Source organism: Endozoicomonas sp. 4G (genome assembly GCF_023822025.1).
Taxonomy (GTDB): domain Bacteria; phylum Pseudomonadota; class Gammaproteobacteria; order Pseudomonadales; family Endozoicomonadaceae; genus Endozoicomonas_A.
This window is the reverse complement of record NZ_CP082909.1, coordinates 4,140,567-4,154,910: the sequence shown is the minus strand read 5'-3', so window position 1 is coordinate 4,154,910 and position 14,344 is coordinate 4,140,567. Positions and strand designations below refer to the sequence as shown.

Annotated in this window: 11 protein-coding genes; 8 read left to right on the top strand and 3 right to left on the bottom strand. The window is 48.9% G+C overall.

The features are described 5' to 3' along the window. Positions 1 to 35 precede the first annotated feature (35 nt). Positions 36 to 458 carry an organic hydroperoxide resistance protein gene (locus K7B67_RS16245; protein WP_252176928.1) on the top strand — a complete coding sequence of 141 codons (423 nt, stop codon included), beginning with the start codon at positions 36 to 38 and terminating at the stop codon, positions 456 to 458. A gap of 22 nt (positions 459 to 480) precedes the next feature. Here K7B67_RS16245 and K7B67_RS16240 read toward each other — a convergent pair whose 3' ends face one another. Further along, a complete protein-coding gene (locus K7B67_RS16240; RefSeq protein ID WP_252176927.1) occupies positions 481 to 1,347 on the bottom strand; it encodes a hypothetical protein in 867 nt (288 codons plus the stop codon). Positions 1,348 to 1,936: 589 nt separating this feature from the next. Between K7B67_RS16240 and K7B67_RS16235 the strand changes: the two genes are divergently transcribed. Together K7B67_RS16235 and K7B67_RS16230 are read left to right on the top strand one after the other, a co-directional pair. Beyond that, positions 1,937 to 3,901: an F-box-like domain-containing protein gene (locus K7B67_RS16235; RefSeq protein ID WP_252176926.1), complete on the top strand. Its 1,965-nt coding sequence runs from the start codon at positions 1,937 to 1,939 to the stop codon at positions 3,899 to 3,901. 110 nt (positions 3,902 to 4,011) lie between these two features. Then, entirely contained in the window at positions 4,012 to 4,581 is a 570-nt protein-coding gene (locus K7B67_RS16230; RefSeq protein WP_252176925.1) for a YceI family protein, read from the top strand. 34 nt (positions 4,582 to 4,615) lie between these two features. Here K7B67_RS16230 and K7B67_RS16225 read toward each other — a convergent pair whose 3' ends face one another. Next, complete coding sequence (locus K7B67_RS16225) at positions 4,616 to 6,361, bottom strand: hypothetical protein (protein ID WP_252176924.1); 1,746 nt, start codon at positions 6,359 to 6,361, stop codon at positions 4,616 to 4,618. A gap of 355 nt (positions 6,362 to 6,716) precedes the next feature. On the opposite strand from K7B67_RS16225, the gene K7B67_RS16220 reads away from it, so the two are divergent. Next, positions 6,717 to 7,133 (top strand): response regulator, encoded by a 417-nt coding sequence (locus tag K7B67_RS16220; protein WP_252176923.1) that lies wholly within the window; start codon positions 6,717 to 6,719, stop codon positions 7,131 to 7,133. A gap of 68 nt (positions 7,134 to 7,201) precedes the next feature. Here K7B67_RS16220 and leuS read toward each other — a convergent pair whose 3' ends face one another. Further along, entirely contained in the window at positions 7,202 to 9,799 is a 2,598-nt protein-coding gene (leuS, locus tag K7B67_RS16215) for a leucine--tRNA ligase (RefSeq protein WP_252180597.1), read from the bottom strand. A gap of 230 nt (positions 9,800 to 10,029) precedes the next feature. On the opposite strand from leuS, the gene K7B67_RS16210 reads away from it, so the two are divergent. From K7B67_RS16210 to hslV, 4 genes are all read left to right on the top strand, one after another. Continuing rightward, a complete protein-coding gene (locus K7B67_RS16210; RefSeq protein WP_252176922.1) occupies positions 10,030 to 10,629 on the top strand; it encodes an SPOR domain-containing protein in 600 nt (199 codons plus the stop codon). Between the two features lie 49 nt (positions 10,630 to 10,678). After that, complete coding sequence (locus K7B67_RS16205) at positions 10,679 to 12,826, top strand: S9 family peptidase (protein ID WP_252176921.1); 2,148 nt, start codon at positions 10,679 to 10,681, stop codon at positions 12,824 to 12,826. A gap of 45 nt (positions 12,827 to 12,871) precedes the next feature. Continuing rightward, the gene (locus tag K7B67_RS16200) at positions 12,872 to 13,525 is read left to right on the top strand and encodes an ankyrin repeat domain-containing protein (RefSeq protein WP_252176920.1); all 654 of its coding nucleotides are present in this window, start codon (positions 12,872 to 12,874) and stop codon (positions 13,523 to 13,525) included. A 223-nt stretch (positions 13,526 to 13,748) separates the two neighbouring features. Continuing rightward, complete coding sequence (gene hslV / locus K7B67_RS16195; RefSeq protein WP_252176919.1) at positions 13,749 to 14,297, top strand: ATP-dependent protease subunit HslV; 549 nt, start codon at positions 13,749 to 13,751, stop codon at positions 14,295 to 14,297. Positions 14,298 to 14,344 lie beyond the last annotated feature (47 nt).

The window sequence follows — 14,344 nt, the reverse complement described above, 5'->3', positions numbered from 1 at the left end:
TTTATATTGCGCACAACTTAAATGCAGGTGAAAAAATGACAGCTCTATACAAAACTTCAGCAACAGCCACTGCAGGTCGTAATGGACATGTGGTTTCTGATGACAACTTATTAAGCGTGGATCTCAGTTATCCAAAAGCCATGGGTGGTTCCGGAAAGGCAACCAACCCGGAACAACTCTTCGCAGCAGGTTATGCGGCCTGCTTTTCAAACGCCATACTCCACGTAGCAAAGCAAGCAGAAAAAAACGTGGTAGAGGCTCCAGTGACTGCTTTTGTCGATCTGGTTTCAAACGACAATGGCGGCTTTGCACTGGAGGTTAAACTGGAAGCGACTCTGGATTTGCCAGAAGACAGTGCTCTTGAACTAGTACGAACAGCACATACTATTTGTCCTTACTCCAATGCCACCAGAGGCAACATTGACGTCGCCGTTTACGCCAACGGGCATAAAATATGATGCGGCACTACTTAACGACAGTCTAAAACTCCCCCATCATCCCCTTGAGATGAAAGCGCCCGATATCCAGTTCCGGTGTCCAGAAATCCACATCATGGAGGTATTCCATCTTGGCGTTGAGCTTTTCAAGATCGGCTTTGCTGGCCCGGGAATGGAACAGAGGGTCATTTACCTGTCGGACAATGCAGTCAGCATAGGCTTGGTAAGTATCAGACTTATCTTCTTCGGGAAGTCTCAGGGCCTGTTCCAGATCACGATAGGTTCCGATAAAGTCACCATCAAGCAGTTTTTCACTGGCTTGTTCACGGAAAAAGGCGGTGGTCACAGGGATGGCAAAAAGCGCCAGGTCTTTTGACCAGATATGTTTCAGCCTGAGGGCTTCAAGTTGACGCATCATGGTCTTAAGGGGAACCTGATTTTCAAGTTCATGGTTAAGCAAACCCAGCCAGGAACCTATTTCAAGCTCATCAACGGCCTCGGTAAATTCATGGGGGGCGTCCCCGAAGGCGTTGAACTGCTCTATGGCTTTAATGGCTGCAACAAAGCTTCCGTTGTTGTAATGAATGACCACTCCAATAAAAGCGGCCTTGCCAGCAATCTTCAGCTTCTTTTTACCCTTGGGTTCTTCACTCCAGCGAATAAGGGAGTCGTGAAGAGCCGGATTATTAGCGCGAATATAATCCAGCTCCTGATTAATCTGTTCGGGGGTGTATTCATTGACCATCATGAAGCAGAAAAGAGAATTCAGCAGCTCGGTCTGACCTTGGGCCACGGCACTCTTGAGTTTCTGGCTGAGTTCGGCGCGGGTCATTTTGTCTGATAAACCAGGGTAAGGGCTATTAGTGTTTTTTGACATAATGTTATCAATCGCTTCAGCTGCTTTATCCATAGTCTCATCCGGTCTGTTTCACCCTGAAACAAGGCTCTGTTTTGCTGGGGATGTGGCTTATATCGGCCACTTTTCCGGTATCTGAGTGCAGCCTGTCAGTTTATGCCTGTTGATTCAGTGAGTTATCCCATGAACTTTTTCTTTGGGAATCTGTCAAATCGGTAGTTTCAGATGTTTAAAACTCGACAACGTATAAATCATTCGCTTAAAGGAATAAGAGTATGGATCCCAAGCTAACTAAGGAAAGTATCGGTGCGGCTTTCGAATTGCGGTCTTATGGTGGTGAGTGCAGTGAGCCTACTTATTTGGTACAGGCTAGTATAGAGAGCTCTTCCCGTTGTTTTGACAGCAGGTCAGTCAAGATTGAAGATTTTAGAGAGTGTACAGTAACCTTTACCAGCCCTGAGACCTGTTACATTTTTAGAGCGCAGAAGGGTCTCGTCCGGTATAAAGTACGCCCTATCGACGTTAAGTCTCTATTCCCTCCGGAGCCAGATGCTCAGAATCAAAACACAAGCACTGACAATCCCTCTACCGTAGACAAACACCTTGAGGATCATAATGACGCACCGCTGGAGGAGTCTTAAAGATGGCTATCCCACCTCCACCTGCTGGCCAAACCGGCAATTATAGTACTCCGGCTGCCATGACCCATGATCCGTCAGAAAACTGCACCAGCAATGGTGTTGCGGTTGTTCCTGATCAGGATGTCTCTCCACTCCTGAAACTGCCAAGAGAAACTGTAAGCCATATTGTGGGTTATTTATCGCTGAGAGATATCATGGCGGTGGGAGCAACCTGCAGGTATTTAAATGGCGTAGCCGCATCGGTTCTGACTGACAAGATCAAGCAATGGTTTAAACAGTTTGAGCCATCGCAACAGCAGCAATTCATACAGATCGCCAAAAATATCGGTAAACATCAATTGAGAGCCTGGCTGATGCAGTTTACCCGGAATCAAGAACTGATCAGCCGTCTCTGTCGCCAGTCGGACAGCGAAGAGGCAGACGGCTCTGAGGCCCGGAGTCAGGAAAAGATACCCTTGTTCCCTCAAGAGCTGTTTTACCGGGTGGGTCTTCTGATGATTGACAGTCCGGCTTTGCACCCGGTTTTGGTAGCAGACATTAAGTGTCAGTCTTATGACGTCCATACAGCCACACTCAGCCACGATGCCAGCTATCTGGCGACCAACTGTTATCGCGATTGCAATGCAAGAATTCATGTTCTGGCAGGGAAGAACTTTGGTTGCCTGGAGATCCCTATTCCCCATAAAGGCTGGCTCAGGCAAGCCACCCTCAGCCCTGATAACCGTCATATACTGAGCTACTGTGCCTGGCGGATGGTAAAAATCACCAGCCTTATTAGTGATAGCTGCTGGGCAGAACAGTTCTCTAATTCCTATGAAGACGATATCAGATCAACCTCTTTCAGCCCCGACAGCTGCCATGTAGTGACGGCTTGTGGCAAAAATGCGTACATCTATTCAGCAGACCAGGCGGGTTGCTGGGCACCAACCGGCAGAATTGCCCATGACGGGTATATGTGTTCAGCAGAGTTCAGCCCCGATAGCAGCATGGTAGTGACCGCCAGTGATTACACCATCAAGATCGATGTGCGTGCAGCTAATGGCGAATGGTTGCCAATAGCCGCCCTGCAACATAGTAACGAAGTCATCTCTGCCAAGTTCAGCCCGGATAACAAGCATATCCTCACCATCAGCAGGAATCAGAATGGTGAATATGGTCAAACCGCAACGATTTTCAGTGTTAACCCCGATGGTCGCTGGACAAAAAAAGTTGAAATTGCCCACTCCGACAGAATCTGCTTAGCCGACTTCAGCCCCAACAGCCGTCATGCAGTGACGGCCAGTCGCGATCACACTGGCGCTATCTGCAGTTTTGATCCCAACAATAACCTCTGGCAGAGAAATGGGGACATTCGACACACCGACCGGGTTACTGCTGTCAGATTTAGCCCCAACAGTCTCGCGATAATAAGCGCCAGTGATGATCACTCGGCGAAAGTCTACGGGTTTGATGCAGACCAAAAGAGCTGGTCAGAGCGACTGACCATTAATCAAGATGAGCTCAGTTCTGTTCTGTTCAGTGCTGATAATCGCCATATTTTGACACTGTCCAGAAACGACATATCTGAACCCGACAAAGATTGCAAAGCTATTATTATCTCTCGTGACGCCGATGGTAAGTGGCGGGCAAACAAGATTATTAGGTCAAAAAGCGGAGTTTATTCAGGCCAGTTCAACCACGATGGCTCCCATGTAGCGATCATTGATTGTGAAGGCAAGGTCCTGGTCCTTGGTTGTGGGACGGATGGTGAATGGCACCGTAAAGCTGTCCTGAAACACTCATATTCCCTCAAATCAGCAGAATTCAGCGCCAACAGCAGCCATCTCGTCACCATTAGCCATAAAGGTAAGCGGATTAAAGTCTGGCGCCTGTGTGGGGTGGAGCCAGCTCCTGCACCCAGTACCGATGATAATCTTTCATCGTCGTCTATATTATCGCCGTCTTTACGCGAAAATGCTCGCAGGTAAATGGTTAGACTGGCTGTCTGAATGGCTGAAAAGCTCGGTACTGATTTGTATACTGGAGGAGAAAGCCTTGAGCTTTCACCCTGTACCGATTCATTTTAAGAGAAAAAAAGATGAAAAAATTTCTGCTATTCCTGCCATTACTCGTGGTTTGCGGACTCAGTAAAGCGGCGCAGTATGAATTAAACCGGGACATCTCAAGAGTGTCGTTCGCTACGGTGAAGTTACAGTACGTTATTGAGCCAGCGACAATATCCTCTCTAACGGGCAGTATTAATGAAACCGGTCAGTTAACTCTGGATATTCCCATCTCTGGCATTGACACCGGAATTGGCATAAGAAATGAACGCTTGCAGCAGCTATTTTTCCAATCGGAGCTATTTCCCAGCGTTAAGGTCTCTGCACAAATTTCTAACTCTTTATTAGCTTCTGACACAGTAGTTCAACAGCTGACGGTTCCGGCAAAAGTAACCCTGCATGGTCAGACACAAGCGTTGGAATTTTCAGTCAATGTGGTAAAAAGCGGAAAGCTGTTGTCGGTAGCCAGTGCCAAGCCGGTTATCGTTCGAGCTTCACAATTTGGTATTCCAGCTAAAAATCTGACAGAACTGGCTAAAACCGTGGGTCAGATCCCGATTTCTGACGCCGTTCCTGTTTATTTCTCATTAGTGTTCTCAAAATAATACAGATGCACTTGAAAAGCTGGGCAGACTATTTTCAATCAGGTTGCTGGATATTTTGATTGGCCAGCTCCTGATATTTAGACATGATTTTTTCCAGGCTTTTCTTTTCGGTGTCGATAGTGGCCTGAACACTTTTTGGGACCTTGTTCATATTGATCTGGCTCATTTCACTTAACAGCCCTTTTGCCATATTGTTCAAATCTACCAGTTGCTCGGCTGTTAGTGTTGGCTTGTTCTTGTTGTCAGTGTCCAGCTTGTTGCCAGTGTCCAGCTTGTTGCCAGTGTCCTGCTTTTTGGTGTCCAGAAGGCGCAGCTCGGCAAATTTGTCGGTGACGGGGTGAGCTGATTTTAGCCAGGGTGTGCAATGGTCGAGGGTGTATTTAAAGCTGTTCACCCGGGCTACCTTGAAGACACCCTGGCCATGGGTTTTTTCGGTAATGCTTTCCAGGGGCACCTTACCAAAAGGTGTGTCGTCTATACGTACCTTGTATTTAGCTTCCGTTTTGTTCTTCAGGTCATCCAGCAATGACGTGTAATTCTGGTATTCCTGCCGGGATATATCATCCAGTTGCTGATTCAGCCATTGGGAGACTTCTTTACCTGAGTTGGGCTCAAGATCCTTCAGGCTCATGGGGTCAAGATGTCCGTGCTCTGACAGAGGTAACATCATCTGGCTGACAGCTGCCATTCTCACGTTTCTGCCAAGCTGATGTTGATCAAAGAAACGATAAAAACCAGTGAGGCGTTCACCCTTCTGGAAAGCAATATCTTCCAGTCTGTTCCTGAGTTCTTTCCGGGTATTTGAGGCACTGCTTTTTTTACTGAAGAGTGACGCGCCAGGCACATCATGCTTGAACCATTTTTTATCGATGCCCTTATTTTCAGAAGCCCCCGTCAGAGCCATGGCTCTGAAATAACGGCTGAAAAACTTTGGCATTTGCTCTTTCCAGGGCGTGTCCTTGCGCTGTGCGAGACTTTTGGACATATATTTTGCCGGTGCATCCAGTGCCGCTTGCCTTTTTTTCCTGGGCCTGATTGGTCGAGAAATTTCACTGATGTGGGTAGTTGGTTCTGTCTCGATCTTTTCCGAAGGTGTGACGGGTGTTTTTGGCACATTCGCAGGCTCTGTACTTTTTGCAGTGGGGGCGGCATTGCCGGGCAGTGAACTGGTGCGCTCAGGTGGCTTTGGAGAGGATTTTTTAGCAGTTCTTTCCGAGGGGGCTTGATTCAGAAGTCTTGCGGCCTCTGTTCCCAGTTTTCGGTAAAAATGTTTCTGTAGGTCTTTTATTGCAGCGGGATCGTTTGCAATTTCCGGGCTTCCCAGTTTTCTGGCTGCGTCCCTGAGGGCTTCCTGTACTTCGGAGAAGGCATCGTCTCCTTCAACACAGGAGCTGGGTTTAAAAGTAGCTATCAGGTCCCGGTATTCTGCCTTTTGGTCCGATGCCGATGATATTTTGGCCAGATGATGATCAAGAAGATTGTTGGTCGCCTCCTTTATAGCAGCAGCCCGCGGCGATGTGTTTGTTGGCGATGTGTTTGTTAAAGGTGTTGCGGGTTTGCTGGTGGATCGATTGGTCAATGATTTTGCTTTTTGCTCGCTAATGGCTTTTTGCTCGCTAATGGCTTTTTGCTCGCTAATGGCTTTTTGCTCGCTAATGGCTTTTTGCTCGCTAACGGCTTTTTGCTGCGGCTTAGTGGGTACTTGCGGTGCAGTTCTTCGGGGCTGGGAAGGTGTCTTTGGGGGGATCACCCGAACGCCCCGTTCACGGATGGATCGCATTTTGGGATTCGTCTGATCCTCAGGAGGGAGCATTTGATTGACGACCTTACTTAACTTCCTGACCCTGCCATTCTTAGAAACCTTGTCGGCTCCCCCAGCCTGAATCCATTGTGGCCCTTGACCTGAGGTTTTGTCGATCGAGCTCATACTGTCCCTGTATGCTGTTTTTTCATTGTTCCCTAAGAATAGTAGAAGCAACCAGCAGAGCTATTGGTCACTTCAGGTTTCATTACTTTGGTTGCATCTTTAATCCATTTCTCCACTTCAGCAGTAGGTGTGTAGCAGGTGCATTCATGCAATCTTTGGGCTAACCGCTAACCTTAAGGTAGGGTGATTATTTTAAACAGGTTAAATCATGGACGTTTCTCAAATCGCTGAATCTGGTGTGCTGGATAACAAGAAAGTGCTGGTGGCTGAAGATAATCCCGCCAATCAGCTGGTGCTGAAAAAGCTGCTCAAAAAAGTCAATCTTGTGCCGGTCTTTGCAGAAAATGGTCAGGAAGCTCTTGACCAGTACAAGAGCGATCCGGGTAGCTGGGATTTGATTTTGATGGACTGTGAAATGCCCGTTATGGACGGGTACTCTGCTACCGAAGCGATCCGTCAGTTTGAACAGGAAGCCGGAGTGGAAAAGCAGGCCATTATCGGTCTTAGTGCTCATGCTATTGATGAGTTGAAAAACAAAGCTTTGTCCAAGGGAATGGATGACTACTTAACCAAGCCTATTGAACGTGACAGTCTCTTTAAAACTCTGGTCGATTACCTCAGTTGAATGAAATCCCATAGTAAAAAGGCCAGCATTTTTGCTGGCCTTTTTAATAGGAGCCCGACACCAGGCGATCAGTTGGCAACAATGTTAACCAGTTTTCCCGGTACTACAATCACCTTGCGAACGGTCTTCCCTTCAGTGAACTTGCTCACGTTTTCCTGTTCAAGGGCCAGCTTTTCAATCGCCTCTTTATCCATGCTGGCTGGAACATCCAGTTTTGCACGAACCTTGCCGTTGACCTGAACCACCAGGGTGATGGCGTCTTTTTCCAGGGCCGACTCATCCACGGACGGCCAGCCAGTCTGAACCACAGGTTCGGCATGACCCAGGGCATTCCAGACGCTGTGCATGGCGTGGGGGGCAATAGGTGCCAGCATCAGAGTGGAGGCTTCCAGGGCTTCACGAAGAACGGCGCGGCCCTGGTCACTGGTGTCCTTGAATCTGGCAATCGCGTTGTTCAATTCCATGATGGCTGCAATAGCGGTATTGAATGTCAGGCGACGTTCGCAGTCATCGGAAACCTTTTTGATGGTTTCGTGAGTTTTACGACGCAGGTCTTTTTGTTCCTTGCTCAAAGATTTGCCATCCAGAGCCGGTACATCACCGGAAGCGACGTGTTCGGAAACCTGTTTCCAGAAACGACGCAGGAAGCGGTGAGCCCCTTCAACAGCACTTTCAGACCATTCCAGGGTCTGCTCGGGAGGCGCAGCAAACATGGTGTAGAGACGAATGGTGTCGGCACCGTATTTGTCGATCAGCTCCTGTGGGTCAATACCGTTGTTTTTGGATTTGGACATTTTGCTCATGCCCGCGTGCTCAACGGCTTCCCCGGTTTCTTTCAGAGTGGCTTTGACCAGTCGACCTTTGTCGTCCAGTTCGAAGTCTACATCGTTCGGTGCAATCCAGTGCTTCAGGCCTTTTTCGTCCAGCGTGTAAAAGGTATCCGCCAGAACCATGCCTTGACACAGCAATTTTTTAAAAGGCTCGTCACTGTCGACCAGGCCCGCATCACGTAACAGCTTGTGGAAGAAACGGGAGTAGAGCAGGTGCATAACGGCATGTTCAATACCGCCAATGTACTGATCAACGGGCAGCCAGTAGTTGGCAGCTGCCGGATTTAGCATTTGCTCGTCGGTCTGAGGAGAGCAGTAGCGGGCGTAGTACCAGCTGGATTCCATGAAGGTATCGAAGGTATCGGTTTCACGGGTTGCTGCCTGACCGTTATGAGTGGTTTTAGCCCACTCAGGATCGGCTTTGATCGGTGACTGAACGCCGTCCATCTCAACCTCTTCTGGCAGCAGTACCGGCAGATCTTCAGGAGGGACAGTGACTTCAGTGCCGTCTTCCAGGTAGCGCATGGGAATCGGAGCGCCCCAGTAACGCTGACGGCTCACACCCCAGTCACGCAGACGGTAGTTAACCTGCTTTTCACCTTTGCCCTGGGCAATCAGTTGGTCAGCAATGGCATTGAAGGCTTCCTGAGAGGTCAGGCCGTCAAATTCCCCGGAATGGATCAGTCTGCCTTTTTCAGTGAACGCCGCTTTGGACAGATCACACTCTTCGCCATTTGCAGGCTCAATGACTTGTTCGACAGGCAGTTTAAAACGGGTAGCAAATTCGTAGTCGCGCTGATCGTGACCGGGCACGGCCATCACAGCGCCGGTGCCATAATCCATCAGTACGAAGTTGGCAGCCCAGACCGGTACTTCCTTACCTGTTATCGGGTGAATGGCGCGAATGCCGGTATCGACACCCAGTTTTTCCATGGTGGCCATTTCTGCTTCGGTGACACCCTGGGACTTGCATTCTTCAATGAAGGTCGCCAGCCCGGGGTTGTTTGCAGCTGCGGCTTTGGCAATGGGATGCTCGGCAGCAACGCCCACGTAAGTCACACCCATCAGCGTGTCCGGGCGAGTGGTGTAGATCTGGAATGCTTCGGGTGAGCCTTCAGCGGGGTTAGCCACTTCGAAGGTCATCTGGACACCTTCAGAGCGACCAATCCAGTTACGCTGCATGGCTTTAACCTGTTCGGGCCAGTCTTCCAGCTGATCCAGGTCTGCCAGCAGTTCATCAGCATAAGCGGTGATTTTGACAAACCACTGGGGCAGTTCTTTACGCTCCACCAGGGTGTCGCAACGCCAGCAACGGCCATCCTCTACCTGTTCGTTGGCCAGCACGGTAGCGTCGTTAGGGCACCAGTTTACAGAGGACATCTTCTTGTAGACCAGACCCTTTTCATACAGCTGGGTGAAGAACCACTGTTCCCATTTGTAGTAGTCCGGTTTGCAGGTGGCCAGCTCACGGTTCCAGTCATAACCAAAGCCAAGACGCTTCAGCTGACCCTTCATGTAGTCAATGTTCTCGTAAGTCCATGGGGCTGGAGCCGTTTTGTGTTTGATAGCGGCGTTTTCTGCCGGTAGACCGAAGGCGTCCCAACCCATAGGTTGCAGAACGTTTTTGCCCTGCATACGTTGATAGCGGGAAACCACGTCGCCAATGGTGTAGTTGCGAACGTGGCCCATGTGCAGTCGGCCGCTGGGGTAGGGGAACATAGACAGGCAGTAGTATTTTTCCTTGCCGGCCTCTTCAGTGACAGCAAAACTGTCGTTCTCTTCCCAGTACTTCTGGGCTTCTGTTTCAATCTTATGCGGCTGGTAATGCGCTTCCATCATGGGGCTTTTCGAGAATCTGGATTTAAAGGGGTTGGTGCTCAGTATAACCTGCGAAGCATACATCAGTGATGGCTATGGGGGTAGCGTTTGTCTTCCCTAATATGAAATGAGTCCACTTATTGAGATTAGCCACCATTTCCAGGCAGGGGTTGTGACGGCATGGTAACAAAGAATATCCGTGGTAATATGATTCCGTTCGTGAAAATCTTCTTTTTGAAAAGGATGTTATGAGCACCCGTACCCCACCCAAAAGAGGCGCCAGCAAGGCCGCTTCGAAAAAGAAACCCAAACAACGCTCGAAACTGCCGGGCTGGATGTGGCTGGTAACCGGTTTTGCGGCTGGCTTTTTTGTCGCTTTCCTGATCAAGCTGACACCGGCTCCTGTTGCTGTTAATGCTTCTGCGCAGAGTGCTGAAGCGGCTCCCTCCGATAAGGAAAGTCCGGAGCCAATCTTTGATTTTTATACCGTACTGCCCGAGCAGGAAGTAATTCTGCCTGAGCCCGTTGAACGTCAGTCGCCATCTAAAGAAACGGTTCGTGAAAAAACGGCCTCAACATCCGGGTCTCAAGTGCAAACAGCCACTAAGCCCGGTGTGAAGTATTTGTTACAGGCGGGTTCATTCCGAAGTGCCAAAGATGCCGACCGCCTGAAGGCTCAGTTGCTCCTGGCAGGACAGGAACCCAGAGTCGTCAAGGTAACCGTTGGGGCAGGGGAGTTGTGGCACCGGGTTCAGCTGGGGCCTTTTGAAACGTCAGAGAGTATTGATCAGGCAAAGCAGGTGCTGGCTGATTTCAAGATTGATGGTCTGTTACTAAAAATGAAATAACTGGATGCATTGTTATTCTCGAATGATAAGCAGCCATGGGTGAAGAACAATGAATCAGGAGATAAGTATGAAAGCGCCGGTAGCACCAAAGGTAGCTCATGAAATCGTTCAACATGGTGTCACGAGGATGGATGACTACCATTGGCTGAGAGATAAAAACTGGCAGAAGTTTATCGCCGGTGATCTGGATTTTGATAACCCGGCGGTTCTTGACTACATCCAGTCTGAAAATGCCTATAAAGATGAATGGATGAAAGATTACAAGGATGTTGAAGAAACCCTTTACGGTGAAGTCCTATCCCGTATCAAGGAAGATGATGAGTCCTGGCCGGTCAAGGAAGGTGGTTTTTTCTATTACTCAAGAGAAGAAAAAGGCAAGGACTACTCGATTCTCTGTCGCAGGCGGGGCTCAAGGGACGCCGTCGAAGAAGTCTACTTTGACATAAACAAGGAAGCCGAAGGCAAAGAGCTTTATATTTTCGGTGCTTCAGGCACTAACCTTCAGCAGACTCATTTTGCCTACAGCTTCAATCTGACCGGTTCAATGGAAAGGACTGTCCGGGTGCGGGATCTCGAGACGGGGCAGGATCTGGATTGGGAGTTTGCCAACAGCACCGGCTCTTTTCTCTGGCACGACAATGAGCATTTATACATTGTTGAGCGGGATGAGTCAGGCCGTGGCCGTGATGTTTATAAAGTCAACATCCATAAAGGTACGGCTGAAAAACAGTTAATCTTTTCCAAGCCGGAAGAATACGACAGCATGTTTTTATCGTTATCCCGAACCAATGATCGTGAGTATTTCATGATTCATCTGGACAGTGGTTCGACGCATGTCGTGTATGTGGCTGGGCGGGACTCTGATCAGTTTGAAAAGTTTGCCGTGGGTGAAAATGATGTCTCTTTCTCTCTGGAGCATTACAAGGGCGATTTCTACATTCTGACCAATCAGGGTGGAGCCAACGACTTCAAAGTCATGAAGTGTCCAGCAGCTCCTGAAATGACTGTAGCTCAGGATAAGTGGGGTCAGGAAAAGTGGACTCAGGAAAAGTGGGCTCAGGAAAACTGGCAGTTGTTTATCCCGGAACAGAAAGACCTGTGCCTGAGCAGTATTCATTTCTATAGCCATTTTCTGATCATTGAACGCAAAAATAACCAGAAAGTGCTGGATGAAGTGGCGGTGATGGATATGGATTCCGGAACCCTTTCAACTCTCTCAATGCCGGATGAGGCTTACTGTCTGGATTTTTATGGCGACTGGGATCATCAGGCAACCGTCGTCAGGCTCGATTATGATTCACCCATATCGCCCAACACAGTGTTTGAGCTGAATTTGGAAAATGGCGCTCTGACAGAAGTTTATCGCAAGGAGGTTCCCAACTTTAATGCCTCGCTTTATGAAGTAAAGAGAGAGTTCGCCCTGGCCCGGGACGGTGAGCAGGTGCCAATGACCATTATCCATAAAAAAGGAACGAAGCTGGATGCTGGCAACAAGGCTATGGTGTATGCCTACGGTTCTTACGGCTATGGTATGTCGGCAGGTTTTTCGTCGCCTAAATTCAGCCTGATTGATCGCGGTTTTGTCTATGCCATTGCTCATATCAGGGGTGGCGATGACAAAGGGTATAACTGGTATCTCAATGGCAAAATGCAGCACAAAATGAATACGTTTAACGATTTCATTGATTGCTGTGAGCATCTGGTTCAACGTGGCTATTCAGCTAAAGGCCAGATTGCGATTAATGGCGGCAGTGCAGGGGGATTGCTGATGGGAGCTGTCACTAACATGAGGCCCGATCTGTTTGGCTGTGTTGTGGCCGATGTGGCTTTTGTCGATGTGATCAATACCATCAGTGATGCATCTTTGCCCCTGACAGCGCCGGAATGGGAAGAGTGGGGCAACCCGATAACGAGCAAGGCGGACTTTGATTACATCTCTGGCTATTCGCCCTATGACAATGTGGAAGCCAAGGACTATCCGGCCATGCTCTACAACTCGGGGATATCCGACGAGCAGGTCACTTACTGGGAGCCGACCAAAATGGTGGCCAAACTCAGGGCGCTGAAAACCGATGATAACCCCCTGATTCTCAATATGAAAATGCATGCAGGCCACGCCGGTGCCAGCAAGCGTTACGAATGGATAGAGGATACCGCGTTTGATTATGCCTTTATTCTGAAGTGCTTTGACAAGTAGTAATAACGTGCAGGATAAACAGCGACGTATCGTAGGGGGGAAACGATGAGAATATCATTTGCGTTAGTCATGTTGCTGGCTAGCCTGCCAGCGTTAGCCACCGACTGCAGCGATTTTTTTCAAAGAGTGTCGTCTGGCAATATCGCCAGTTTAAACGCCTTTGAGAACCCACAGCAGTGCATCAATGTATTGTCCAGCAATGGCAAAACTGCCGTGTATATCGCGACAGAAAATGATGATCCAGCAATGATTTCCTGGCTCGTCAAACGCGGAGCAGATCTTAATCAGCGCTCTCGCTACGATGACATCAACTACACCCCTTTTCTAATGGCAGGAGCTAAAGGCAAAAACAAAGCCTTGGTTGAGCTGCTAAAGCACGATATCAATTTTGAACTGACCAACTACTACGGTGGGACCGCTTTGATCCCAGCTGCCGAAAAAGGTTACCTGGAGACAGTGAAAATATTGGTTGAGGATGGTCGCGTCGATATTAATCACATTAACAATCTTGGCTGGACAGCGTTAATGGAAGTGGCGGTTTTGGGTAAAGATACAGAAAGCTATCAGATGATCGTCAAAGAGCTTTTAAAGCATGGTGCTGATGCCAATATCAGGGACAGCCAAGGGGTAAGTGCATTACAACACGCTAAGAGTCGTGGTTTAACTAACGTAGCTGAAATTCTAAAAAAAGCAGGCTAAACCCCAACCAAAAAGCTGGCGTGAAGCCAGCTTTTTGGTTAAGGCATGGTCTGGGCATTGGTGGAGATTGATGTAAGCCAGTACCTGGGCAAGGCTTAAAGCCCTGTTACCATCGTGGACGCCAATGCCGTATGAAAAGTTTTTCCCTGCCGCCCCCTTGATAATTCTGTCTCCTCCCCAATATTAAGTGACGAATCAAGCAAAATGCCAAAAGGAGCCCACCTTGGAACAGTATCGTGGCACCACCATTCTGTCCGTTCGTCGAAACGATAGCGTGGTCGTAGGCGGTGATGGTCAGGTTTCACTGGGTAACGCCGTCATCAAAGGCAACGCCCATAAGGTGCGTCGCCTGTTTAAGGGTAAAGTGATCGCAGGCTTTGCCGGTGGTACAGCCGACGCCTTTACTCTTTTCGAGCGTTTTGAAGCCCAGTTGGAAAAGCATCATGGACGGTTGGAAAAGGCCGCCGTCGAACTGGCCAAAGAATGGCGTACTGACAGAACATTACAGCGTCTGGAAGCTATGTTGATTGTGGCCGATGCCAAAGCCTCTCTGGTCATTACCGGCAATGGTGACGTAATGGTCACTGACGATGGTATTCTGGCCATTGGCTCGGGCGGGTTCTTTGCCCAGTCTGCTGCCAAGGCGCTTTATCAGAATACCGACCTGGGCGCGCGAGATATCGTTGAGAAAAGTCTGGAAATAGCCGCAGATGTCTGTGTCTATACCAACCAGAACCGGGTTATCGAAGAAATCAAGATTGAGCAGTCCTGACCAGGGGTTGTATAGCAGAATTCGGTCATTATCGAGCTTCCTGCGGA

Bases quoted from the DNA above. Each gene is read 5' to 3' on its own strand.
- K7B67_RS16245 (WP_252176928.1), top strand. From the start codon at position 36: ATGACAGCTCTATACAAAACTTCAGCAACAGCCACTGCAGGTCGTAAT.
- K7B67_RS16240 (WP_252176927.1), bottom strand. From the start codon at position 1,347: ATGGATAAAGCAGCTGAAGCGATTGATAACATTATGTCAAAAAACACT.
- K7B67_RS16235 (WP_252176926.1), top strand. From the start codon at position 1,937: ATGGCTATCCCACCTCCACCTGCTGGCCAAACCGGCAATTATAGTACT.
- K7B67_RS16230 (WP_252176925.1), top strand. From the start codon at position 4,012: ATGAAAAAATTTCTGCTATTCCTGCCATTACTCGTGGTTTGCGGACTC.
- K7B67_RS16225 (WP_252176924.1), bottom strand. From the start codon at position 6,361: ATGCGATCCATCCGTGAACGGGGCGTTCGGGTGATCCCCCCAAAGACA.
- K7B67_RS16220 (WP_252176923.1), top strand. From the start codon at position 6,717: ATGGACGTTTCTCAAATCGCTGAATCTGGTGTGCTGGATAACAAGAAA.
- leuS (WP_252180597.1), bottom strand. From the start codon at position 9,799: ATGGAAGCGCATTACCAGCCGCATAAGATTGAAACAGAAGCCCAGAAG.
- K7B67_RS16210 (WP_252176922.1), top strand. From the start codon at position 10,030: ATGAGCACCCGTACCCCACCCAAAAGAGGCGCCAGCAAGGCCGCTTCG.
- K7B67_RS16205 (WP_252176921.1), top strand. From the start codon at position 10,679: ATGAATCAGGAGATAAGTATGAAAGCGCCGGTAGCACCAAAGGTAGCT.
- K7B67_RS16200 (WP_252176920.1), top strand. From the start codon at position 12,872: ATGAGAATATCATTTGCGTTAGTCATGTTGCTGGCTAGCCTGCCAGCG.